Here is a 23,051-nt window from a genome sequence, read left to right on the forward strand (position 1 = left end):
TCGGAGGATGCCGGTCACGGCCGGTCGATGGGGTACGTGGACGCTGCTACCCGTCATGCGTCCTGTGACGTGTCAGCCCCGGGCTGGGTTCCCGGGTGGGCTGAATCAGCCCAGCCGGACGTACGCCCTACGCCGTTGGTCCCCGCACAGGCGCCCCGGCAATTATCGGCTTGCGTTATACCCCCTGGGGGTATATTTTCGTGGTGGAGGTGGACCCCCATGACACGTCACCACACCGATCACGCAGCCCTCCCGGCTGCGGAGGTCCGTTCACGCCCCGCCCACGAGGTGGGCGTTGCCATGCACGACGCCCACGCGCCGGCCCCCCGCCCCCCCGAGCATCACGGCCACCAACAGCACCACAATCACCACGGCGACCACGCCGGCCACGGGCATGACAAGCACGCCGGGCATGACCCGGAGCAGTTCCGCCGCAAGTTCTGGCTCAGCCTGGCGCTGACCCTGCCGATCGTGGCCACCAGCCACATGGTGATGGACTGGTTCGGCTACTCCCTCGACTTTCCGGGCATGACATGGACGGGCCCCGTCCTCGGATCCGTGGTCTTCCTCTACGGCGGATGGCCCTTCCTGGCCGGCGCCGTGCAGGAGATTCGGGACCGGACGCCGGGCATGATGCTGCTGATCTCGATGGCGATCACCGTCGCCTACGTCGCCTCCCTGGCCACCAGCCTCGGACTGTTCCACCTTGACTTCTGGTGGGAGCTTGCCGCGCTGGTGACCATCATGCTGCTCGGCCACTGGCAGGAGATGAAGGCCATCGGGCAGGCGCAGGGAGCCCTGAGCGCCCTCGCCGCCCTGCTGCCCGACGACGCCGAGCGGGTCGACAGCGACGGACTCGTGCGACCGGTGCCCGTGACCGAGCTTCGGGTCGGCGACGTGGTCCTGGTCCGCTCCGGCGCTCGGATTCCCGCCGACGGTCGCATCCTCGACGGCAGCGCCGAGCTGGACGAGTCGATGATCACCGGGGAGTCGCGGCCGGTTCCCCGTGCCGTCGGCGACCGCGTCGTGGCGGGCACGGTCGCTACCGACACCGCCCTGCGGGTACGCGTCGAGGCCGTCGGCGAGGACACCGCCCTCGCCGGCATCGGTCGTCTCGTCGCCCAGGCGCAGGCGTCCGCTGGCCGCGCCCAGGTGCTCGCCGACCGGTTCGCCGCGGTGCTCTTCTACCTGGCCACCGCCGCCGCGCTGGCCACCTTCACCGCCTGGTGGGCGCTCGGCGACGTCAACGAGGCCGTCGTCCGTACCGTGACGGTGCTGGTGATCGCCTGCCCGCACGCCCTCGGGCTGGCCATCCCGCTGGTGATCGCCCTGTCGACCGCGGTGTCGGCCAAGGCCGGCATCCTGGTCAAGGACCGCCTGGCGCTGGAACGCATGCGCGGTGTCGACGCCGTCCTGTTCGACAAGACCGGGACCCTTACCAAGGGCGCCCACACCGTCACCGCGACCGCCGCCACCGAAGGGCTCACCGAGGACGAGGTGCTGCGTGTCGCCGGGGCCGTCGAGGCCGACAGCGAACACCCGCTTGCCAGGGCACTGGTGCAGGCATCCCGGGATCGAGGGGGGCCGGCCAGCGCCTCTGACTTCCGTTCCCTGACCGGACGTGGGGTACGAGCTGTTGTGGACGGTGTCCCGTACGCCGTCGGCGGGCCCGCCCTGCTGCGGGAACTCGGCGCCGCGGTGCCGGCCGAGCTCGAGGCCATCAGTAGCCGGTGGTCGGCCAGGGGTGGTGCCGTCCTGCACCTGGTGCGGTTGCCGGCCGGCGGGCGGCCGGAGGCGATCGGTGCGTTCGCTCTCGAGGACGAGGTGCGGCCGGAGGCTCGGCAGGCGATCGCCGAGTTGCAGGCACAGGGCGTGAAGAAGATCGTCATGATCACCGGGGATGCCCGGCCGGTGGCCGAGGCGGTCGCCGCCGACCTGGGCTTCCGACCAGGGGTGGACGAGGTTTTCGCCGAGGTGCTTCCCGCCGACAAGGACAAGGCGGTCGCCGACCTGCAGGCCCGCGGCCTGACCGTGGCGATGGTCGGTGACGGGGTGAACGACGCCCCGGCCCTGGCCCGCGCCGACGTGGGCATCGCCATCGGCGCCGGCACCGACGTCGCGATCGAATCCGCCGGGGTGGTCCTGGCGTCCTCCGACCCGCGCGGCGTGACCGGCGTGATCCGGCTGTCCCGGGCGTCCTACCGCAAGATGGTGCAGAACCTCGCCTGGGCGGCCGGCTACAACGTGGTGGCCATCCCGGTCGCGGCCGGCGCGCTGGCTTGGGCGGGCCTGGCGCTCAGCCCGGCGGTCGGCGCCGTGCTGATGTCCGCCTCCACCATCGTCGTGGCGCTCAACGCGCAACTGCTCAGGCGAGTCCGCCTGACGCCCCGACAAAGCTGAATACTTGCGACACTGGCCCGGCCGGCGCTGAGCCGGCCGGGCCACAGCCGTCAGCAGAATCGGTAGCGGACCACGGGGTGGCCACCGCTACGACGGTGACGTCTTTAGTGGCTGCCACGTAGTTCCCGCGTCGACGCTGCGCCGTACCTCGCCGCTGCGCGTCGCGACGTAAAGCTGCTCACCGTGGACCGTGAACGCGGCCGGAGTGTCCGGGACCGTACCGCCGGTGGACGACCACGTGTCACCGCCGTCGGTCGAACGCCGGATCCGCCCGTCCACGCCGATGGCGTAGAGGCGCTCATCGTCGAGCCAGTGCAGCAGGACCGCGGCCGGGCCGGCGGCCGGTTGCCAGGTGCGGCCTCCGTCTGTCGACCGCTGCAGTCCCCGTTGCGTGGTGGCGAGCACGCTGTCCGCCCGCTGTGGGTCGACCGCCAGGTCATAGGCGTCGAGTTGAGAACGAGTGTCCCAGGTGACCCGGTCGCTGCTGGCCATGAGCGTCCCCGAGGTGGAATCCAGGCCATACGTGACCGTGCCGGAGCTGCGCAGCACGTGGAAGTCGGCGTGTCCAGACAGCGAGACGGACTGCCAGCTGCGTCCGGCGTCGCGGCTTTCGATCAGGCCCAGGTGCGCGGGCCCGGGCTCCCCCGGCGCCGGATGGCCGGAGGCGAGGAAGTGATCCTGGCCGACCACTGCGAAGCCCATGGTGTCCTGACGCGCATCGCCCACGAGCGTCGCCTCGCTGTCGGACATCCGGACGACGCCGTGGTGGGTCGCCACGTAGAGCTTCCCGTCGGTCGGGTTGACCGCGATTCCGTGCACATGACTGAACGTGGACGAGGAAGCATGGCGATCCGGGCCCGGACCATCACGTCCCGGCCCATCACGTCCCGGACCATCACGCCATCCGCTGCCTACGATGACCGCCGCGACCAGGACGACAAGGGCCACCGCCACGACTGCCCAGGTCCTCCGGTGCGCTGGCCTGGCAGTCATTTTGATCTCCTCGCATCTCACGATCCCCTCAGCAGCTGTCCATGGTAGGTCATCTACTATTCGCGGTTAGTAGCAGCGTGTCGGGATGGGGGTTCCTGCCCATCTCGACGCTCGTGGCACCGAACGGACGAAGGGGGCGACGATGCGACGGAATGCGCTGAGTCCAGATCGCACGGCGCAGCGGTGGGTCACTCTTGCGATGGCGGGCGCCGTTTCGGCCGCGGCCGCTTTCGTTCTCCGCTTCAATCCGACCGACCGGGTCGACGACCCTACCGGTCCGTGCCTCTGGCACGCGCTGACCGGCATCAACGGTCCGAGCTGCGGCGGCACACGGATGTTCTACTACCTGCTGCACGGAAATCTCGTCGAAGCTGCCCGCCACCACCTGGCGGCCCTGATCGCGGTTCCGTTCATCGTCTATGTCGGCATCCGCTGGACAGTCGGCGCCTGGTTCGGCCGCGAGCTACCCGCGTTACACCTGTCGCCGCCTGTCTACTGGGCCTACGCCGTCGCCTTCCTGCTCTACAGCACCGTGCTGCGTAACCTGCCGTGGGCGCCGTTCACGTGGTTCGACATACCCAACCTGACCCCCTGATGTGAGCGGTCGTCTCCCCAACTCGCCTCGGGCGGCGACGGTCAAAAAAATGCACCAACTAGTCTGTTACGGAATGAACTAGACAAAAATGGTCGATCGGAGCGCATGGCGGGCGCAAAGCGTTCACGGCTCGTGCTGCTCGTCGCTCTGACGTTCGGCGTGTTGGGGACGCGCACCTCGCTCTCCGAACCCACCAACGACAAGGATTTCGTACCTGATGAAGCGCACGACCCTGCGCCGGACCGTTCTCGCCGGCGTCGCTCTGTCCGCCCTGCTCGTCACCGCGGCCTGCGGGGGCGGCGACGACACGGCCGGCATCGACCACGGCAACAGCAGCCCGTCGGCGAGTGCCGCGGCCTCGGCGAACGGCACCTTCAACGACGCGGACGTGATGTTCGCCCAGATGATGATCCCGCACCATCAGCAGGCGGTCGAGATGGCCGACCTGGCTCCGACCCGAGCCAGCGATCCCGAACTGAAGGGCCTGGCTGCCAAGATCAAGGCAGCGCAGGATCCCGAGATCACCACCATGAAGGGCTGGCTCGCGGCGTGGAGCAGGCCCACCTCGCTCCCGAGCGACCACAGCATGCCGGGCATGAGCCCTCTTCCAGGCCACAGCATGCCGGGCATGATGTCGGAGCAGGACATGGCGGACCTCGCCGCGGCCAAGGGCACCGAGTTCGACAAGAAGTTCGCCCAGATGATGATCGGCCACCACAGCGGTGCCATCGAGATGGCCAAGACCGAGCAGTCCAACGGTAGCAACGTCGACGCCAAGGCTCTCGCCGCCAAGATCGCCGCTGATCAGGCTGCAGAGGTCGAGACCCTCCAGAAGATCCTCGACCGACTGTGACCGCCACGCCACAACCGACACACAGCGGCCCCTCGCCTAACCGATGAGGGCCCGCTGCGTTCTGCGCAGTCATGGCTGCTTCAGCTGCAGTTCTGGGCCGTGATCAGAACCAGATCACGTGGCGGTGAGCGCTTCCGGCAGCACCGGGCCGCGGATTCCCACGGCTTGCTGCACGCGGCACGTCCCGGCACCGCTGAAGCCCGTCCGCCCGCGTACTCTGACGGACGCGGGAGGAGAGGGTGTGAAGGGGCTCGGTGAACTCGAAGCGGCGGTCATGGACGTGCTCTGGCATGCCGAAGGGCCCCTGCTGGTCAGAGAAGTCCTCGACGTGCTGACCGTACGACGTCCCTTGGCCTACACGACCGTGCTCACGGTGCTGGACAATCTGCACCGTAAAGGCTGGGTCGTGCGGGAGAAGGAGGGCAGAGCCTACCGTTACCGCCCGGCCGGGACCCGTGAGGAGATCGCGGCCCGCACGCTGCGCCAGGTGCTGGACACCAGCACGGACCCCGACCTGGTACTGCTGCACTTCGCGAGGTCGGCCTCCGACCGGGAATTCGACATCCTGAAGCAGGTGCTCCACGAACGGGACGCTTCGCAGTGAGCCTCGCGTTCGCGCTCGTCGTCGGCGCCGTCATCGTCGCCTGGTGGGGGCCCGTCGCGCTTCGGCTCTGCTTCCACCGCGTGGCGGACCCTCTCGCCGTGCTGCTCGGTTGGCTCTGCCTGCCCTTCGCGGTGCTGGCCACCTTCGGCGCTGCGGTCGCCGTGCTCCTCGCCCCGAGCGTCGCGCATGATGTGGCGCTGCGTGAGCTCGCCCAGTTCTGTTGGCACTGGGCACGACCCAGTCGGGTACCCGCCCTCGACGAAGCTCTCGGAATGGCGGGCGCGCTGACCATGCTCGTGGTGTTGGCGAGATTCGCTGTTGGTTGCGGCCGTAGAGCACGGACGGCGCGTCGCACGCGACGGGTTCACGCTGACCTCATGACGCTCTCCGGCCTGCCACCGGACTCCGGCGGCGTGCCCGTGTTGTGGATTCCTCACCCGACCCCGTTGGCCTACAGCGTCGGGGGGTCCGGCGGAGTAACGGTGGTGGCTACCAGCGCCCGTGATCTCCCATCGGATCAGCTGGCCGCGGTGCTCAGTCATGAGCGAGCACACCTGCGCGAACGTCACCATCTGCTCGTGTCTGTCGTGGAAGGGCTCGCGGCGGCCATGCCGTGGCTGCCGCTGACTCGGGAGGCGCCGTCAGCCGTTCGCCTGCTCGTCGAGCTACGCGCGGACGCCGCCGCCGTACGCGAGTGCGGCCAGTCGGCCGTACGAGCGGCGCTGCTGGCCTTCGCCGGCGCGCCGCACCCGCCGTCCACTCTCTCGATGGCGGGTGCGGAGACGGCCATCCGGCTCCGACGACTCCAGGAGCCACTCCCGCGCCGCCGCAGTCTCATTCGAGGCGTGCTCGCCTCGATGGCTCTGACAGCGCCCATGGGCATCGGCCTGTTCGCTGCCGTCATCACCTGCATTTAGCGCGCAACACCGCATTGGCCCACGGCACGGAACCCGGCGGAGCTCAAGGAACAGGCGTCGACGTCGGTCAGTCGCCGACGTCGCCAGGCTTCGCGCCATCTGTGCCCAGATGGGCTAGGAGTTGATCATCGGTGGGCTCGACCAGGAAACTGCCGTCGGGCCATACCAGCGTGGGAACCCGACGGTGCCCCCGCTGCAGCCGGCGGACGAGTTCTGTCGCTGTGGGGTCCTCCTCCAGGTCGACATAGTCATAGGCGATGCCGGCGGTGTCGAGCAGGGCGCGGCTGCGTCGCACGTCGGGGCACCATCCGGTGCCGTAGACCACGAGCCCTGGTGCGGCCTGGTCTCGGTGGGGGAGGTCGTCGTTGGTCATGTCGGTCTCCTGATGGTTTTGACGGGTCGGCGGGGTGCCATGTCCGGGTGCCACGACTGGTGACGGCGGGCGCGGCAGGCCCGGCGGATCAGCTCGCGAGTCGGTAGCCGGCCCGCTCCACGGCCGCGCGGATGTCAGCGGTCTCGAGCGGGGCGTCGCTGATGGTGGTGATTGCCCCGCTGGCCACGTCGACCTGCACATCGGTCACGCCCGCGACGTCGCCGACATGACGGGCGACCATTTTGGCGCAACCGCCGCAGGTCATGCCCGAGACGGTGTACGTGCTGCGGAGGCCGTCGATGGTGACGGCGGCCGCCGGCGCGCTGTCGATGGTGACGGTGGCGCAGCCGCAGCTCGATTCATTCGTGCACATGAAGATCTCCTCGGGATACCTGTCGGGACCGGGTCGACGACGCGGCGCCCCGGACGGCGACGCATTGGCCAGCACGCTCTCGGCGGCCGGCAAGGTGAAGATACCCCGACGGGGTATCTGGCTCAAGGTCTCATCGCTTCGGTGCCTAGGCGGTAGAGGTGGTCGCGGTCACCTTGACACCGGATACGGGTGGGGGGTACACAATCCACGGTACCCATACCCCCTAGGGGTAACTGAAGGAGTGATCGTAATGTCATCCGCTGCCAAGCGATGGTGGGCCCTCGGACTCATCGCCCTCGCCCAGTTCATGGTCATCATGGACACCTCGATCATCGGCGTCGCACTACCTCGCATGCAGGCCGATCTCGGCTTCTCACCCGGGAACCTGTCCTGGGTGTTCAACGCCTACGTCGTCGCGTTCGGTGGCCTGCTGCTGCTCGGCGGCCGGCTGTCTGACCTCTTTGGCGCCCGGCGCATGTTCGCCTCCGGCTGGCTCATCCTGCTCATCGGCTCGGCGGCCGCCGGCCTGGCCGACAGCGTCGCCGTCGAGTTGGCTGCCCGCGCCGTACAGGGTGCCGGTGCGGCGCTGATCGCCCCGTCGGCGCTGACGCTGCTGATGATGCTCTTCGGCGCCGAGCCCCGGGAACTCACCCGGGCGCTCGCTCTCTACGGCGCCGCGGCACCCGCCGGCGGCACCGCCGGTGTCTTCCTCGGCGGCGTCATCACCGAATACATCAGCTGGCCCTGGGTCTTCTACATCAACATCCCGATCGCACTGCTGGCGCTTGTGGCCACCCCGTCGCTGATGCCGGCCGGCGGCACGCGCCGCGGCTCGCTGGACGTCATCGGCGCGCTGACGGTGACCGTCGGTCTCGGCGCCGCCGTCTACGGCATCGTCCGCGCCCCCGAGATCGGCTGGGCCTCCGGACAGACCTGGCTGGTCCTCGCCGGAGCCGTCGTCGCCCTGGCGGCGTTCGTCGCCATCCAGGCGGCCCGCCGGGAGCCGCTGATGCGACTGTCGATCTTCCGCGCCTCGAACCTTGCCGCGGCCAACGTCGCCCAGATCCTGCTGGGAGCGGCCTGGATTCCGATGTGGTTCTTCCTCAACCTCTACCTGCAGCAGGTCCTCGGCTACAGCGCCTTCCCCAGCGGGGCCGCGCTGCTGCCCATGACGATCCTCATCATGATCGGCATGATCGCGCTCGCCCCGCGGGCCATCGCCCGGTTCGGCCCGAAGCCGATGGTGGTCACCGGTCTCGCGGTCCTCGCCATCGGACTCGGCTGGCTCGCCCTGGTCCGCCCCGACGGCAGCTTCGCCGTGGACGTCCTGCCCGCCTCGCTCGTCGCGGCGCTGGGCATGTCCCTGGCGTTCATCCCATCACTCGGTACGGCCATCTCCAGCGCCCGCCCCGAGGAAGGCGGCCTCGCCTCGGGCATCGTCAACACCAGCTACCAGGTCGGCTCGGCGCTCGGCCTGGCCGCCATGACCGCGGTCGCCTCCGCCGCCGGAGCCGACCGGCTCGGCGACCTGCCCGCTCTGACCGACGGCTACTCCGCCGCCTTCGTCGGCGCCGGGATCATCGCCGCCGCAGGCGCCGTCATCGCCGGGCTCAGCCTGCGCTCGGCCAAGCGACAGCCCGCCAACGACGCCGAGCCCGCGCGCGTCGGCTGACCCTGGTCCAGACCAGGAGACAGTCAACAACTGCGGCCGGATCCGTTGACCGCACGTAGGTCGCCGGTGGGGCAGCCGCGGTCCGGCTGCCCCACCGGCGCGTGCCCACCGACTACGAGACGGCCACGACGTGTCCGGCCCCGGGTTACCTCGACGTCGGCGCAGTAGCCCGACGGGGTGCCGCTCGACGACCTTGTGCACCGCTCGTGCTGCCACGCCGTTCCCCAACACCCCGCGGTCAGCCCGGGCAAAGCCGGCCCCGACATCCCGACTCCTGCGGCTCCCAGGCGCTCGTCCAATCTAGGTTTCGGCGTTGACGAGGATCGCGGTGACGAGCACGACGGCCACCATCAGCAACGCCTCGACCAGGACCGTACGGCGTAGCAGTTGAGTGCTGTCCATCGCACGGTCATCCAGCCTGGGCACGACGTGCCTCGTGTTGTACAGCCCGACGAGCGAAACAACTGCCACCAGGGCGACCTTGACCAGGAGCATGCGCCCCCAGTCGGTGGTCACGAGATGCGCCGGTCGCTCCAGGATCAGCAGCGTCAACGCGATGCCGGCAACACCGGTGAGTGTCACCGCGGCGGCGGCCGGTATGGAGAACCGCACCGCCATCTCAGCGGCACCCGTCGGTACGCCCAAGCGGGCCCGACCCAGCAGCAGGACTGCCAGCAGAAGAACACCGCCGACCCACACCGCTGCGGCAATGGTGTGGGCGAAATCGGCCACCACGACGACGGCTCGAGGCTGGGTGGTGACGGTGTGCCCGTCGAGCAGGAAGGAGCCCAGCAACAGTGCCACCGTGACACCCAGGACCACAGGCCGGACAGCGCGCGCTCGCACCCGTTGGACGCTGTCGCCGGTCAGATTCCCGGGGACAGGCGTCACCCGGATCCGGGAGTCGGTGGGTATCGCGGCGACGGTCGGAACGGAGTGACGTCCGACAGCGTGCCGGCCCCGAATCAGTGCCGCTTCGAGTGAACCGGAGGCGAGCAGGCCGGCCGCACCGGTGAAGCGCAGGACCAGGCTGGCAGCAACCGGCGTCTGGCTGAGAGCGGCCAGCGCGGGGGCGCTGGCCGCCGACGCGAAGGTGCCCTGCTCGCTGAAGACCGCCGCGAGCGCAACCAGCTCGAGGATCACTCCGGCCGCTACCGCCAAGCCAGCGGTGCGCACCCAGACCTGCACCACGCGAATATCACTGCGGGTACCGACCAACGTCGTCAGCGCGAAGACAAGACCACCGACACCGAGCAGGATCGCCCCGTAGGAGAGCCAACGCCCGACGGCGCCGACGAACCGCACCGGCCCCTGTTCCGCGTCGGCCGTATGGCCCACCGCGTTTCCGCCCGCAGGGGTGGGCGGCTGAGCCGAGGGCATGTCTGGCCCGCCATGGCCGGCGTGTCCGTGGGGGCTGGCCGTGGCCTGCGGTTCGGCGGTCGCTCTTGGATTCTTGGCAGGCGAGGCCACCTTGAAGGTGATCGTGCCTGCCAATGGGTGGGCGTCCGGGGCTGCGACACTCCACCGCAGCGTGAAGGTGCCGGTGGTCAGGGGAGCCCTCGGGTGGACCAGCCACGTACGGCCCCCGTCAGGGGTGTGGCTGGTGGCCTGTACGGCATTGCCCTTGCCATCAGAGAGCTTGAACCCGGCGCCGGTCGGCGTGCCGGCTGCGCTGAACTTCAGCAGCATCTCTTCAACGGTGCCGTCGACCCGCGCGCCATCGGCCGGCACAGCCTCCATCAGCTTGAAATGGGCGGCCGCGGGAGAGGCGAACCCTAACGCCACGACGAGCGCGGGGAACAGCGCCAGCCACAACCGCAGTGCCCAACGGGTGGCTGCGCGTGCTGACGACCGATGACATGGAAGGCCCGACGATGCCTCAAGCAAGGTCAGGCCGCCCGGCGTCGCCGCTGGAAAGGCACTGTTGATCCTTCCGCCGAGGGAGCGTGAGCCAAACGCCCACACGTCACTCTCACCTGCTGCGATCGCCATCCTAGGGCAACTACTATTAGCTGATAGTAGGGGTACGTCGGGCTGCCCCGCCCGTGCTCACGCACGTACGTCGCCACACCATGCCCGTCAGCACCGCGAACGCGCTCACCCCAGCTCGACCGCGCGCTGCCGGCCAGCGTCGAGGTACCCGACGGGGCGACCGGAGCGGCGAACCCACCAAGATCAGGGCAGTCGCCGAAGGAGTTGCATCGTGGCGGACACCAGGTGAGTTCATCGGTCGAGGTAGGTCAGAACGGCGAGTACTCGGCGGTGGTCGCCGCCGGCCGGTGGTAGGCCGAGTTTGGCGAAGAGCGTGTTGATGTGGTTGCTGACCGACTTTTCGGTAATGATCATGTTGGCGGCGATCGCGGCGTTGGAGCGGCCCTCGGCCATCAGGCGGAGCACGTCTCGCTCTCGGGGGGTGAGGGTCGACAGGGTGTCGCGGTGGTTCAGCAGTTGGGCGACGACTTCTGGATCCATGACGGTGCCGCCGGTGGCGACTTGGCGGATCGATTCGATGAACTGTCGTACGTCACCAACACGATCCTTGAGAAGGTATCCGACCGCTCCGGCACGGTCCGAGAGCAGCTCACGGGCGTAGAGCCGCTCGACGTACTGGGAGAGGATCAGGACGGGAAGGCCAGGCACCTGGCGGCGGGCGGCGATGGCGGCGCGCAGTCCTTCGTCGGTGAAGGTGGGCGGTAGGCGCACGTCGAGCACGGCGATGTCGGGCCGGAGCGACACGAGTGTTTCGGTCAGTCGCGGGCCCTCGTCGACGGCGGCCACCACGTCGAAGCCGTTCGCGGTCAGCATCCGGGTCAGCCCGTCGCGGAGCAGTAGTTGATCTTCGGCGATCAGGACGCGCACGGCAACTCCATGTTCAGCACGGTGGGCCCGCCTGGAGGGCTGGTAAGGCGGAAGGTTCCGTCGAAGGCGGACAACCGACGTTGAATGCCACGCAGCCCGGTGCCGCGCGACGGGTCCGCGCCGCCGTGTCCGTCGTCGCGCACGGTGATCTGTAACGTCAACCCACCGCCGGCGATGGTGATCTGGACGCGATGGGCCTCGCTGTGCCGGATCGCGTTGGCCAACGACTCGGCGATGGCGAAGTATGCCGCGGACTCCACCGGCGCGGCCAGGCGCCGGTCAAGTCGCAGATCCAGCTCGACCGGGATACTGCTGTCCAGCGCCAGGGCCTGCACCGCCCCGGCCAGGCCCCGATCGGCCAGCACCGGCGGGTGAATGCCGCGTACCAGATCCCGCAGTTCGGTCAGGGCTGCGCCGGCGCTGGCCTTCGCCTCGGCCATCAGCGCCTTGGCGCCGGCCGGATCGGCATCAATGACGTCCTCGGCCATGCCAAGATTCATTGTCACCGCGATGAGGCGCACCTGTGCGCCGTCGTGCAGATCACGTTCGACGCGGCGAAGTTCGGTGGCGGACGCATCAACGGCAGCGGCCCTGGTGGCGGTCAGCTGCTCCACCCGCGTGGACAGCTCGGCGGCAGACGTGGGTCCTAGCAGAGAGCTCGCCAGCCGGGCCTGACCGGTGATGAGATGCCGCGGCAGCCGGTAGGCCAGCACTACCAGGCCGGCGCCGACCGGCACCAGCAACCACGCCAACGGACCGGACCGGCCGGTGATCTCCAGCACCATGGGATCGAAGGACGTGGGGTCCGGCAGAAACGCCCACAGCAACGGCGCGACCAGGCATTGCGCAGCTGCCAGCCACAGCCCGAGAGCCAGCGTCACACTGATCACGCCCACCACGAACTGGCACAGCAGCCAGGCCAGGTCGCGCCAGGTGGCCGGGTCGCCGATCACCGTACGGACGCGGGCGGGTAGGCCGGTGGGCAACGGCGCGTACGGGGAGTGCACCGGTCTGCCCAGCACCTCGGCGGCCCGGCGGCGTTCCAGGTCGGCCAGCCGGCGGGACAGCCCGATGGCGACGGCAAAGAGCAGGACGCCCAGACCCGCCGCCAGAGTCGCCGGCACCGAGACCAGGATCAGGGCTAGCAGGAAGGGCGCGGGCAACCCTATTGCTGCTCCGGTCAGCAACTGCCCGAGTTCACGTGCCCCGGACACGATCCTTTGCCGCATGATGATGATCCTTTCAGGCGTACTGAAGACAGCAACTGTGGTCCCAGACGAACGCCACGCTAGATCTCGTGTTATTCGGGGTCGACGAGGCAGGAACCCCGATCGGTCCAGGTGCCTGCACCCCGACCACGTCAGGCGCCGCGACCCTGGTCCGCGTCTCGCGGCCAGGCGAGGCTGAACACCGCGAATGGCGCGCCACCCGGCGCGTCCGACGACGACCTGAATGGGATGGCTGCCTTGCGATACGGGACGATTCAGACAAGGGCAACGGATCGAACCGGCGGAGTCACTGCCCAGGAACCGGGCCCGGCCCGACGGTTGCCACGGATCCTGGCGGCCTTGGCGGCATTCGCTGCGGTCCTGGTCGTTCCGGCCGCTTCAGCACACGCCGCGCCGCAGGATCTGACCACCACCGAGGTGTCCTTTTCCGGCAGCGGTGGCGTGGTCTTGCACGGCACCGTACTGGCGCCCGCATCGACGCCGCACCGCCGTCCGGCGATGGTGATGATCGAGGGGGCCGGCAATCGAGGCCGCCAGGAGCTGCGCTCCGCAGCTGAAACGTTCGCCCGACAGGGCATTGTGACGCTCATCTACGACAAGCGGACCGTGGGCTACTCCCTACTCCATCGCGACTATTCACTGCTGGCCGACGATGCTCTGGCGGGCCTGCAACTACTGCGCTCCCGCGCCGACGTCGACCCAGCCCGGCTCGGGATGTGGGCGCTGTCGGAAGGAGCGTACGCCGCGCCGCTCGCCGCGAATCGCTCCACCGACGTGAAGTTCCTCATCACTGTCGGCGCGGTCGGTACCACCCCGGCTGCCCAGACGGCATGGGGCTACGGCCAGTTCCTCCGACACGCCGGCGTGTCCGGGTCGTTCCCGCACACAATGCAGAGCACCGCCGTACGGATGACAATCGGCGCAGGCCTGTTCCCAGAGGCCAACTTCGACCCGGCGCCAGCCTGGGAACACGTGCGCCAGCCGCTACTGGCCCAATGGGGCGAACTCGACCAGGAAGCCCTGCCGCGCGAGAGCAGCCAGATCATCCAGCAGGCCTTGGAGCGCGGCGGCAACACCCAGTACACCATCCGATTCATCCCCGGCGTACGGCACAACCTGCACCTCACCGCCAAGGGTGGCTTCGACCGGCTTGACCGCCTCCCGCGCAACTACGGCGAGTATGAAGCGTCCTGGATGAACGGTCTGGGACGTACCCTGCCCAAGGCGAGCGCCGACCCGGCTCCGGCTCAGGACCTGCCCGCCCCCGCACCCACGCCGCTCGCCTGGTACGAATCTCCGTGGCTGCAGCTCTCCGCGCTCCTGGTGTTTCTGGTGGCCTTCGCCGGCTACCCGCTGACCGCCGCCGCGCGCCGTGTCCGCGGGCGTCGTAACCCACCGCTGGTGCGGCGTCCCGCACGCTGGCTGGCCGCCGCCGGCCTGGCAACCACGATGGGCTCATTCATGTACATCCTCTTCGTGATGGCCACCGCAGCGAACGTCCTCGGCCCCGTGGTGATCGGCCGCCCGATGCCCTGGCTCGTCCTGCAGTTCCTCGCTGTCGCCACCGTCGTGGCCACTGCTGCGACCGCCCTGTCGTGGCGACGGCACCACCGCGACCTCTCCCGCGCCGACCAGATCCGATTGGGCCTGCTCGTCGCCGCAGGCCTGCTGTTCCTGCCCTGGGCCACCTACTGGGGACTGCTCATCCCGTAATGCCGCCCCGTTCAGCGGCCCCACCGTTTGCCTCGGCGGTGACGCCTACAGATTCGGAAACGTGGTCTTCGTGGCTGACCTGGCTGGACGTGGTTCCCAACCTCGGTCTTTCGCTCCCAGGCCGCCTCACCCGGCAGACCTGACCGCGGCCGCCAGCATCGCCACCCGGGCACCGGGCGGCGGACCCATCACCCCGACAGCCGCCGTGCTGCCGCAGGTGATAACGCACCGTCGAGCCGGCCGGCACCTCCCCGGTGCTGGCCGGTCCCGACGTGACCCCCGCCGCCCACCCGGGCGGCGCGAGGATCGGTTGGCCCGCGGAGGCCCGCCCCACCACCCCGGTGGGGAGTCGCTCGCCCACCCGGCGAGGATCCACAACACCCACCGGAAACCCGGTGAACGTTAGTGGACACCGCACTGCGTAGACCCTGCACGTTCTATGCGGAGCGTCGTGGCGGGGGTCACCGCTTGCCTGCCGCCGGTCGGGTGTGACCTCCGTTACCTCCCGGTCGACCGGGAATCAGATGACCGGATCTGGATTTGGAGCCAGATGTGACTCCTGCACTGTTCCCGGCCCGGCCGCGCAGCGACCGGTCGGAGACGACCCGATGACCGCCCCTGTCGACGCCCCTGAGGGTTCGGCCGCCCCGCTGATGCCGGGTGACCTGATGAGCCCCCGACAGCGCCTGCGGCTCGTCCTCGTGCTCGGGTCGCTGATCGCGGTGGGTCCGCTGACCATCGACATGTACCTGCCCGCGCTTCCCGCGATCGTCGCCGATTTCCAGACCACGTCGGCGGCGGTCCAACTGACCCTCACCGGCACGCTGGCGGGCCTCGCCCTCGGCCAGTTGCTGATCGGCCCGCTGTCCGATGCTGTCGGCCGGCGGGCGCCGCTGATCGCCGGCATCGCGCTGCACGTCGTGGCGTCGGTGCTCTGCGTCGTCGCACCGAACATCACGGTTCTCGGCGGATTGCGGGTGGTGCAGGGCCTCGGCGTCGCAGCGGCCTCGGTGGTCGCGATGGCCGTGGTCCGCGACCTGTTCAGCGGTGCGGCCTTCGCGACGTTGCTCTCCCGGCTGCTGCTGGTCATGGGGGCGGCGCCGATCCTCGCTCCGACGCTTGGTGGTGGCCTGCTGCGCTGGACGGACTGGCGCGGCGTGTTCGTGGCCCTGGCCGCCTTCGGTGTGCTACTCGTCGTGGTCGCCGCGCGCGGCCTCCGCGAGACGCTGCCGGCTGATCGGCGTCAGCGCGGCGGGGTGGTCCCGACATTGATCGTGTACGGCTCGCTGCTGCGGGACCGTACGTTCGTGGGCCTGGTTCTGGTCGCCGGGCTGGCCATGGCGGCGTTGTTCGCCTACGTGGCCGGGTCGTCGTTCGTCCTCCAGCAGCAGTACGGGCTGGATGAGCAGCAGTTCGGGCTGGCCTTCGGCGCGGGCGCGGTCGGGCTGATCGCGGCGACCCAGTTCAACGTACGGCTGCTGCGCCGTTACTCGCCGCAGCGGATCCTCGTCGCCGCCCTGGGCGTGGGGACCGGGGCCGGTTTCGCGCTGCTCGCCTTCGCCGTGACCGGGCTCGGTGGGCTGCCGAGCCTGCTGGTGTCGTTGTGGGTGGTGCTCGCGGCGGCGGGCCTCGCGATGCCGAACGCGCCGGCCCTGGCCCTGTCCCGGCATGGGGAGGCGGCCGGTACGGCGTCCGCTCTGCTCGGCGCCGTGCAGTTCGGGGTCGGCGCGTTGGCCGCGCCCCTGGTGGGCGTGCTGGGCACCGGCGCGGTGGCCATGGCCCTCGTGGTTGCAGGTGGGATGGTGGCGGCGATGGCGGTTCTGCTCGTGGTCGTGCGGCCGGCCCGGCTCGCCGACCTCGAGCCGGAAGCGGTGGTCGTGGCAGCGCACTGAGATCGTCACACCCGCCGGGACTTTGCGGTGCTGGGCCGGGCCCCGATCGACGAGTCCGCGGTGGATCCCTCGCCCCGCCTGGCGATCAGCGCCCGCCCCCACCGAGCTGGAACATGTGGCGATCGACTGGATCAAGGAGGCGCTCGGCTGCGACCCGAGCGCGGGTGGCCTCTTCATGAGCGGCGGCTCGATGGCCAACTTCACCGCGCTCGCCGCCGCGCGCCACCGCCACTGCCGGGATGGGATCGCCACCCACGGCGCCGGCGCGCATCCACGCGCCGGACTTCGTTCTCAACAACGACGGGTTGCCGCCGACGGGCGACTGCAGCGTGCCGCTCGGGTCACCCGGACGCTCGCCCCGGTGACAAGCAATCCGAGTGATAGGTCGCCGGTGCGCGCGGCGTCCCCGAGCGGCTTGTCGGACTCCCGCTCGTTCAGGTGCGGCCTTCGTCAACGTCGCAGCAGCAGACTCAAGTATCTCTCAATTTCCATGCCCAAGGTGCTTTCAGGCCACCGTGACCAGCCTAGGTTCGGTTCACTCCGACGGCGACCTGCATCACTTAGAGGAGCACCATGGCCCCTACTCCGCCTACCGATGCTGACCTGAACATCTTGATCCGGGCTCGACTGGCCGCTCTCGGCATTGATCTTGATCAGCTTCCGCCGGGCAACACTGCCGACCCGGAGACCGGCTCGCCCGGCCGGGATTCGGTGCTCGCCTCGCTGCGCTCGTTCCTGCGGGGCACCGTGGCGACGTTGGCCGCATACCAGTTGCCCGCTCCCGGCGCCACTGATCCCGATGCCGCCAAGGCGCTGTCGCAGCAGCGCGTGCCGATTCTGTATCCCTCGAACAGCACAGAATGGCGGAAGGCATGACTGGCGAACCTCTCGACCGGTCGATCGACCGGCGGGCATTCCTGGCCCGCGCTGCCGCGCTGGCCACCGCCTCTGCCGCGGGCGCCACCGTCGCACTGCCCTCGATGGCCGGGGCGAGCGGCCCCCTGTCGGCGAACCTCAGGGCGGGGACCAGGAACCGGGCGCTGGACCAGCCGAACGCCTACGCTGAGCCCCGGCCGGAGGCGGTCGCCGATCCGACCGAGTTGACCATCGCCGAGGCCGCCTGGCTCATCCGTGCCAACAAACTCACCCCGGAGCAGCTCGTCGAGGCGTACCTGGCGCGCATCTCCGCGTACGACGGCACTTACCAGGCGTTCAACCTGGTGCTCGCCGATGCGGCCATCGCGGCGGCACGAGATGCCGTCCGCAGGCCCCGACCCGGGGTGCTGCACGGCATTCCGTTGGCCATCAAGGACAACTACTACACCGAAGGCGTCCTCACCACCGCGAACTCCTTCCTGTTCAAGGACTTCGTGCCGCCGTACGACGCGACCGCGGTGGCTCGGCTCACGGCGAGCGGCGCGATCGTGCTCGGCAAGACTCAGATGGGCCCGCTGGCCACCACCCGTGCCACCACGCCAGCCGGTGTGATCACCACGGTGAACGCCTGGACGCCGACCAACCGCAACACCGATCCCGGCGGGTCATCCACCGGCACCGCCACCGCGGTGGCCGGCCGCATGGCCACCGCGGGCATTGGCACCCAGACCGGTGGCTCGATCACCGCCCCCTCCAACGCCCAGAACCTGACCGGGCTCAAGCCGACCATGGGCCGGGTCTCGGCGGCCGGCATCATTCCGCTCACCTACACCCGTGATCATCCGGGCCCGCTGGCTCGCGACGCCAGGGACGCCGCCATCATGCTGACCGCGATGGCGGGCGAGGACCCCGCGGACCCGCGCAGCCAGGGGCTGCCCGACGTACCCGACCTGATCGACGCGGCCACCCCGGTGTACCAGCGGAACCGGGTCAAGCTGCGCTGGAACACCCGGATCGGGGTGCTGCCCGGCTTTGCCAACGGCACCTCGACCACCGCGCTGGCCCGCCAGGCGTACCTGGCCCAGCTCGCCGCGATCCCCGGCGTCACGTTGGTGGACGTGCCCCTGCCGGACGGGTGGAGCCAGCTGACCGGCAGCACCTTCAACAACATTCGCCTGCCCGAGCGCAGCGAGCCGTTCATGCCGTACCTGCGCACGGACCTGCGCGGTTTCGGGGTGTCGGTGACCAGCTGGCTGCAAGGAGCGTTGCTGGGCGGCAATGAGTTCATCACCGGTCAGCGGGCCAAGCTGCTGTTGATGGAACGGGTGCTCAACGAGCTCTTTGACCTGTGTGACGTGGTGGTGCAGACCGACCCGGTACCCTTCGACATCCTGGGTCTGCCGGAGATCGCCTTCCCGATCGGGTTCACCGCCGTCGGGGTGCCGATCGGCACCATCCTGGGCGGCCTGCCGTACGCCGAGGACCGGCTGCTGTCGGTGGTGGCCGCGTACCAGGCGGTGACGGACTGGCATCTGCGCCGGCCCGCCGATCCGCCGTCCGCGGCCGCCCGGACGCACAGTGAACCTTCTGCCGAGACGCCTCGGCTGACGGCTGAGCAGGTCGCCGAACTCACCCAGTAACCCAGCGGAGGGCGGGAACCGTCCCGCCCTCCGCCCCCTCATCGATGGCGGGCGAACCCGGCGCTCGCGGACGCATTCCAGACCGCCAACGGCCAGGCCAGCCTGGACCTGGACCAGGACCAGGTCGCCGCTGGGAATCGGGAGACCGGCTTCACCACGTTGGCGTCGGCGGCTGCCAGGGAGCCATCAGCTCCGCGCCGTGCCGGTCGTGCCGGTACGCCACGATCCTCGAAGCCAGCCCGAGCAACACCGCCACGGCCATGGTCGATTCCGTACGCCCGCCGAATTGTCGCAGCGGAAGAGTAAGACTGGGTCTGCCGTGTACATCGAGATCCGAGGTACGACGGTCGGGACGAGCGTCTGCGAGGCTGAGACCGATGAGCTTCGCTCCGCGGCGCACGGCCTCACCGGCGTGCCTCGTCGAGCGGAAGGATGAGGACATGAGCGGCGTACGGGTGCTGGTAGGTACACGCAAGGGCGCGTTCGTGCTGACGTCGGACGGCAAGCGCAGCGACTGGACCGTCGAGGGACCTCATTTCGGTGGCTGGGAGATCTTCCACCTCACCGGGTCGCCAGCCGACCCGAACCGGCTCTACGCGTCCCAGTCCGGCGGCTGGTTCGGGCAGTTGATCCAGCGTTCCGACGACGGCGGCAAAACCTGGGCCACGGTCGGCAACGACTTCGCCTACTCCGGCGAGGCCGGCGAGCACCTCTGGTATGACGGCACCCCGCGCCCCTGGGAGTTCAAGCGCATCTGGCACCTCGAGCCGTCCCGCGACGACCCCGATACCGTGTACGCGGGTGCGGAGGACGCCGCCCTCTACGTCACCACCGACGGCGGCCAGAAGTGGACGGAGCTCACCTCCCTTCGTACCCACCCCACCGGGCCGTCGTGGCAGCCCGGTGCCGGCGGCCTGTGCCTACACACGATCATCCTGGACCCGGTGCACAAGGGCCGGATCTACGTCGCCATCTCGGCGGCGGGCGCATTCCGCAGCGACGACGCCGGCGCCAGCTGGCTGCCGATCAACAAGGGCCTGCGCTCGGGGGAGATCCCCGACCAGGACGCCGAAGTCGGCCACTGCGTGCACCACATCACCCAGCACCCGTCCCGGCCCGACACGCTGTTCATGCAAAAGCACTGGGACGTCATGCGCAGCGACGACGCCGGTGCGAACTGGCGCGAGGTCAGCGGCGACCTGCCGTCGGACTTCGGGTTCCCGATCGCGGTGCACGCGCACGAGCCGGAGACCATCTACGTCGTGCCGATCAAGAGCGACTCCGAGCACTTCCCGCCGGAGGGCAAGCTGCGCGTCTACCGCAGCCGCACGGGTGGCGACGACTGGGAGCCGTTGACCAACGGCCTGCCGCAGTCCGACTGCTATGTCAACGTGTACCGCGACGCGATGGCGGTCGACACGCTCGACCCGGGCGGCATCTACTTCGGCACCACCGGTGGCCAGGTCTACCACTCGGCCGACGGAGGCGACACCTGGGCGCCGATCGTCCGGGACCTGCCGGCCGTGCTCTCCGTGGAAGCCCAGGTGCTGCCGTGATCCGGGTCGTTCTCCCGACCCACCTGAAGAACCTGGCTCACCTCAGCGGCGAGGTGTGCCTGGAGGTGGCCGGTCCGCGTGATGGGCGGATCACCCAGCGCCTGGTGTTGGACGCCCTCGAGACGCAATACCCGATGCTGCTCGGCACAATCCGCGACCGGCACAGCGGCGAGCGCCGGGCGTTCGTCCGCTTCTACGCCTGCGAGGAGGACCTGTCCAACGAGCCGCCCGACACGCCACTGCCCGAGCGGGTGATCCTCGGCGAGGAACCGTTCATCATCCTCGGGGCGATGGCCGGGGGATAGACCACGTGGTCCTGCCCGGGAAGCAGACAGGTGGATCGGCCGCGCCTCATCCGTGGTGCCGCGGTCGACAGCGGTCAGGCCGGCCGGAAGGAGTCACGTGCCGCGGGTGCGGCGTGCTTGATCATGAGGTGGCGGGTGACGGAGTACTCGGCGATCGCCTCCTGGCTCATGTCCTTGCCGAAGCCGGAGCGACGCCAATGGCTCGGTGACCTGCACGTTCCAGGCCGGCAACTGGGCAGCAACTCAAAGATCCGCGTCCAGTTCGCCAGCCGACCCTGGGTGACGCAGGGCTACGGCGGCACCACCTACACCATCGTCACCGGCTTCCAGTGCGCCTGGGACGACGCCGTCAACCAGCGGACAACGGTGCGAGTTTTATGACTCGTACCGTTTGCGTTCGGTTGGTGGGTCTGCCACAGGGCGAGCTGGCGGTGGACCTCGGCCTTGTCGGCGGGGGTCGGCGTTGTGGATCAGGGTGACCAGGTCGCGCTCCCGGTGCCGAGGGCTGCCCGACGGCCAACTGCCGGGGTCTTCTGGGCGAAGCGTTGAGGTTGCTACCCGTCTCGGAGCTTATGGCGCATCTGGGCGATCTGTCCGCTCTTGTTCACTATGCTTCAGATGACATCCGGTACTCGATCCAGGACTCCGGCGCGGGTTCGCGCTGCTCACTCCGCGTGCCAATAGGGCGCTGGCCTCTCGCTTCGAGGCGCCTCTGCCGCGGCCTCGGCCATCGGATCCGACAGAAATGCGTGAGACACCATGAAGGACGCGAACACGGTAGTCCTGCCCCGGCTGGCGTTGACGGAGGTCAGCGTCGAGGACCCCTGGGGAGAAGACCACGGCACCGCCCCCGACCCGGCGACCGACACCCTCCGGTGGCGGGTCGCCGCATGGCTGGTACCGGCACTGGTGATGGGCGCGCTCTGCCTGGTCAGGGCCGGCGAGCCCGCCCGGTCGAGGGGCGAGGTCGCGATCTGGAGCATGGCCGGGTCACCACTGATGCGGTGGTGGGTGGAGGTTCTCGGCACGTCCGGCCTGGCGCTGCGTGCGCTGGCGATGCTGGCCACCACCGCTGCGGCGGCCCTCGTCGGCGGGTTGGCGGCCCGGCTGTTCGCGCCGCGGGTCGGCCTGTTGGCCGGAGTGATCTTCGCGCTGCTGCCCACGTCGACGCGGTACGCGCAGGAAGCCCAGCCGTACGCGCTGACGGTGTTCGCTGCCGTGCTCGCCACGTTCTTCCTCGTGCTGGCCATCGATCGGCCGAAGTTCGGGCGCTTCGCCGTCTACGGCGCCGCGGTGCTGGTTCTGGGCTTGTGCCACGGTCTCGCGCTGCTGTTGCTCGCCGGGCACGGCTGGGCCGTGTTCGCCTTTCGGCGCGGCGTGGCCGGCCGATGGTTGGTCGTCGCGTTCCTGGGCGCGCTACCCGCGGCCGCCGCGCCGGTACTGCTCGGCGAGCAGCCCGGCGCGCAGATCGCGCGGGGATCGGATCCGAGCTTGGCCGTGTTGGCCGCGACTCCCCGGGAACTGTTCGGCGTCACCGCCCTGGGAGTCGTGCTGCTCGGGTTGGCGCTGTTCAGCCTCCCGCTGCGGCGCTCCGCTGCCATCTACACCGCCTGGGCGGCGGTGCCGCCGCTCGTGTTGCTGCTCGTCGCGCAGGCGACGCCGGTCTGGCTGCCGCAGTTCCTGCTCTTCACGCTCCCGGCCTGGGCGACGCTCAGCGCGGTCGCTCTTGCCCGGGCGCGCGCCCGGTGGTGTGTGGCTGCCCTGGTGGCGATCGCGTTGCTCGGTGTGCCGGTGCAGGTGGCCCGCTGGGAACCCCAGGGGCCATCAGCAGGACACGAGCAGGCTCGCGAAGATCGTTGAGCGGTGGACACCGCCCCGGGGTGACGGCGTCGCTGCCCGTCGAGACACCGTATGGGCTCACGTCGGCTCTGCCAGTTGCATGAGGACGGTGGTGGGCGCCGTTGCCGGTCCCGAGCCGAGACCAAGGACAATTCGTACAATTCGGACCCTTTGGTTATATCGGCCGAATAGCATCAGCTGTAGCCGGGTTCGCGGCAGGCAGAAATCTCTTTCATGGGGGCAATGTGGGCGTCGCCAGCGATACACGCCTGTCTCGCGTCGGCGGGGAGGGGAGGGCAGGCGGTGGCTTTCCGGTCGTCACCTCACCTCAGGCTCCATCCGGTCAGCCCCCCGATCGCCGG

Annotated in this window: 20 protein-coding genes; 14 read left to right on the plus strand and 6 right to left on the minus strand. The window is 69.6% G+C overall.

Annotation, left to right across the window (positions count from 1 at the left end):
• Nucleotides 1-300 precede the first annotated feature (300 nt).
• Nucleotides 301-2,400 carry a heavy metal translocating P-type ATPase gene (locus ABZ807_RS18130; protein ID WP_357158773.1) on the plus strand — a complete coding sequence of 700 codons (2,100 nt, stop codon included), beginning with the start codon at nucleotides 301-303 and terminating at the stop codon, nucleotides 2,398-2,400.
• An 87-nt stretch (nucleotides 2,401-2,487) separates the two neighbouring features.
• Here the strand turns inward: ABZ807_RS18130 and ABZ807_RS18135 are convergent, their stop codons facing one another.
• Nucleotides 2,488-3,393, minus strand: coding sequence for a F510_1955 family glycosylhydrolase (locus ABZ807_RS18135; protein WP_357158776.1), 906 nt, complete (start codon nucleotides 3,391-3,393; stop codon nucleotides 2,488-2,490).
• Between the two features lie 85 nt (nucleotides 3,394-3,478).
• Here ABZ807_RS18135 and ABZ807_RS18140 point away from each other — a divergent pair, with 85 nt between their 5' ends.
• From ABZ807_RS18140 to ABZ807_RS18155, 4 genes are all read left to right on the plus strand, one after another.
• Nucleotides 3,479-3,988 (plus strand): DUF2752 domain-containing protein, encoded by a 510-nt coding sequence (locus ABZ807_RS18140; RefSeq protein WP_357158779.1) that lies wholly within the window; start codon nucleotides 3,479-3,481, stop codon nucleotides 3,986-3,988.
• Between the two features lie 217 nt (nucleotides 3,989-4,205).
• Complete coding sequence (locus ABZ807_RS18145) at nucleotides 4,206-4,841, plus strand: DUF305 domain-containing protein (protein WP_357158782.1); 636 nt, start codon at nucleotides 4,206-4,208, stop codon at nucleotides 4,839-4,841.
• A gap of 241 nt (nucleotides 4,842-5,082) precedes the next feature.
• Nucleotides 5,083-5,445 (plus strand): BlaI/MecI/CopY family transcriptional regulator, encoded by a 363-nt coding sequence (locus ABZ807_RS18150; protein WP_357158785.1) that lies wholly within the window; start codon nucleotides 5,083-5,085, stop codon nucleotides 5,443-5,445.
• Nucleotides 5,442-6,362 carry a M56 family metallopeptidase gene (locus ABZ807_RS18155; RefSeq protein WP_357158788.1) on the plus strand — a complete coding sequence of 307 codons (921 nt, stop codon included), beginning with the start codon at nucleotides 5,442-5,444 and terminating at the stop codon, nucleotides 6,360-6,362. The genes ABZ807_RS18150 and ABZ807_RS18155 overlap by 4 nt, the downstream gene beginning before the upstream one ends.
• Nucleotides 6,363-6,429: 67 nt before the next feature.
• Here the strand turns inward: ABZ807_RS18155 and ABZ807_RS18160 are convergent, their stop codons facing one another.
• Both ABZ807_RS18160 and ABZ807_RS18165 read right to left on the minus strand, forming a co-directional pair.
• Nucleotides 6,430-6,735 (minus strand): glutaredoxin domain-containing protein, encoded by a 306-nt coding sequence (locus ABZ807_RS18160; protein WP_357158791.1) that lies wholly within the window; start codon nucleotides 6,733-6,735, stop codon nucleotides 6,430-6,432.
• An 88-nt stretch (nucleotides 6,736-6,823) separates the two neighbouring features.
• Nucleotides 6,824-7,234: a heavy-metal-associated domain-containing protein gene (locus ABZ807_RS18165; RefSeq protein ID WP_357158794.1), complete on the minus strand. Its 411-nt coding sequence runs from the start codon at nucleotides 7,232-7,234 to the stop codon at nucleotides 6,824-6,826.
• Nucleotides 7,235-7,358: 124 nt separating this feature from the next.
• Here ABZ807_RS18165 and ABZ807_RS18170 point away from each other — a divergent pair, with 124 nt between their 5' ends.
• Nucleotides 7,359-8,780 carry an MFS transporter gene (locus tag ABZ807_RS18170; protein ID WP_357158797.1) on the plus strand — a complete coding sequence of 474 codons (1,422 nt, stop codon included), beginning with the start codon at nucleotides 7,359-7,361 and terminating at the stop codon, nucleotides 8,778-8,780.
• 300 nt (nucleotides 8,781-9,080) lie between these two features.
• On the opposite strand, the gene ABZ807_RS18175 is transcribed toward ABZ807_RS18170, so the two are convergent.
• From ABZ807_RS18175 to ABZ807_RS18185, 3 genes are all read right to left on the minus strand, one after another.
• Nucleotides 9,081-10,595 (minus strand): CopD family protein, encoded by a 1,515-nt coding sequence (locus ABZ807_RS18175; RefSeq protein ID WP_357158800.1) that lies wholly within the window; start codon nucleotides 10,593-10,595, stop codon nucleotides 9,081-9,083.
• A gap of 408 nt (nucleotides 10,596-11,003) precedes the next feature.
• Nucleotides 11,004-11,639, minus strand: a complete 636-nt coding sequence (locus ABZ807_RS18180) for a response regulator transcription factor (RefSeq protein ID WP_357158803.1) — start codon at nucleotides 11,637-11,639, stop codon at nucleotides 11,004-11,006.
• Complete coding sequence (locus ABZ807_RS18185; protein ID WP_357158806.1) at nucleotides 11,627-12,868, minus strand: sensor domain-containing protein; 1,242 nt, start codon at nucleotides 12,866-12,868, stop codon at nucleotides 11,627-11,629. Before ABZ807_RS18185 ends, ABZ807_RS18180 begins: the two co-directional genes overlap by 13 nt.
• A 339-nt stretch (nucleotides 12,869-13,207) precedes the next feature.
• Here ABZ807_RS18185 and ABZ807_RS18190 point away from each other — a divergent pair, with 339 nt between their 5' ends.
• The 8 genes from ABZ807_RS18190 (at nucleotide 13,208) to ABZ807_RS18225 (ending at nucleotide 22,710) form a co-directional block, all read left to right on the plus strand.
• Nucleotides 13,208-14,581, plus strand: coding sequence for a hypothetical protein (locus ABZ807_RS18190; protein WP_357158809.1), 1,374 nt, complete (start codon nucleotides 13,208-13,210; stop codon nucleotides 14,579-14,581).
• Between the two features lie 668 nt (nucleotides 14,582-15,249).
• Complete coding sequence (locus ABZ807_RS18195; RefSeq protein WP_357159068.1) at nucleotides 15,250-16,473, plus strand: multidrug effflux MFS transporter; 1,224 nt, start codon at nucleotides 15,250-15,252, stop codon at nucleotides 16,471-16,473.
• A 573-nt stretch (nucleotides 16,474-17,046) separates the two neighbouring features.
• Nucleotides 17,047-17,349 (plus strand): hypothetical protein, encoded by a 303-nt coding sequence (locus ABZ807_RS18200; RefSeq protein ID WP_357158812.1) that lies wholly within the window; start codon nucleotides 17,047-17,049, stop codon nucleotides 17,347-17,349.
• The gene (locus ABZ807_RS18205; protein WP_357158815.1) at nucleotides 17,346-18,989 is read left to right on the plus strand and encodes an amidase; all 1,644 of its coding nucleotides are present in this window, start codon (nucleotides 17,346-17,348) and stop codon (nucleotides 18,987-18,989) included. The genes ABZ807_RS18200 and ABZ807_RS18205 overlap by 4 nt, the downstream gene beginning before the upstream one ends.
• Before the next feature lie 440 nt (nucleotides 18,990-19,429).
• A complete protein-coding gene (locus tag ABZ807_RS18210; RefSeq protein ID WP_357158818.1) occupies nucleotides 19,430-20,545 on the plus strand; it encodes an exo-alpha-sialidase in 1,116 nt (371 codons plus the stop codon).
• Complete coding sequence (locus ABZ807_RS18215) at nucleotides 20,542-20,850, plus strand: MoaD/ThiS family protein (protein ID WP_357158821.1); 309 nt, start codon at nucleotides 20,542-20,544, stop codon at nucleotides 20,848-20,850. Before ABZ807_RS18210 ends, ABZ807_RS18215 begins: the two co-directional genes overlap by 4 nt.
• A 135-nt stretch (nucleotides 20,851-20,985) precedes the next feature.
• Nucleotides 20,986-21,231, plus strand: coding sequence for a hypothetical protein (locus ABZ807_RS18220; RefSeq protein ID WP_357158824.1), 246 nt, complete (start codon nucleotides 20,986-20,988; stop codon nucleotides 21,229-21,231).
• A gap of 378 nt (nucleotides 21,232-21,609) precedes the next feature.
• Nucleotides 21,610-22,710 carry a glycosyltransferase family 39 protein gene (locus ABZ807_RS18225; RefSeq protein ID WP_357158827.1) on the plus strand — a complete coding sequence of 367 codons (1,101 nt, stop codon included), beginning with the start codon at nucleotides 21,610-21,612 and terminating at the stop codon, nucleotides 22,708-22,710.
• Nucleotides 22,711-23,051: the final 341 nt, after the last annotated feature.

This window comes from Micromonospora sp. NPDC047548 (genome assembly GCF_040642975.1).
In the GTDB taxonomy this organism is placed as follows: Bacteria; Actinomycetota; Actinomycetes; order Mycobacteriales; family Micromonosporaceae; genus Micromonospora.

Coding starts and splice junctions, on each gene's coding strand:
- ABZ807_RS18130 (WP_357158773.1), top strand. CDS start 301: ATGCACGACGCCCACGCGCCGGCCCCCCGCCCCCCCGAGCATCACGGC.
- ABZ807_RS18135 (WP_357158776.1), bottom strand. CDS start 3,393: ATGACTGCCAGGCCAGCGCACCGGAGGACCTGGGCAGTCGTGGCGGTG.
- ABZ807_RS18140 (WP_357158779.1), top strand. CDS start 3,479: ATGGGGGTTCCTGCCCATCTCGACGCTCGTGGCACCGAACGGACGAAG.
- ABZ807_RS18145 (WP_357158782.1), top strand. CDS start 4,206: ATGAAGCGCACGACCCTGCGCCGGACCGTTCTCGCCGGCGTCGCTCTG.
- ABZ807_RS18160 (WP_357158791.1), bottom strand. CDS start 6,735: ATGACCAACGACGACCTCCCCCACCGAGACCAGGCCGCACCAGGGCTC.
- ABZ807_RS18170 (WP_357158797.1), top strand. CDS start 7,359: ATGTCATCCGCTGCCAAGCGATGGTGGGCCCTCGGACTCATCGCCCTC.
- ABZ807_RS18185 (WP_357158806.1), bottom strand. CDS start 12,868: ATGCGGCAAAGGATCGTGTCCGGGGCACGTGAACTCGGGCAGTTGCTG.
- ABZ807_RS18195 (WP_357159068.1), top strand. CDS start 15,250: ATGAGCCCCCGACAGCGCCTGCGGCTCGTCCTCGTGCTCGGGTCGCTG.
- ABZ807_RS18200 (WP_357158812.1), top strand. CDS start 17,047: ATGGCCCCTACTCCGCCTACCGATGCTGACCTGAACATCTTGATCCGG.
- ABZ807_RS18205 (WP_357158815.1), top strand. CDS start 17,346: ATGACTGGCGAACCTCTCGACCGGTCGATCGACCGGCGGGCATTCCTG.
- ABZ807_RS18210 (WP_357158818.1), top strand. CDS start 19,430: ATGAGCGGCGTACGGGTGCTGGTAGGTACACGCAAGGGCGCGTTCGTG.
- ABZ807_RS18225 (WP_357158827.1), top strand. CDS start 21,610: ATGAAGGACGCGAACACGGTAGTCCTGCCCCGGCTGGCGTTGACGGAG.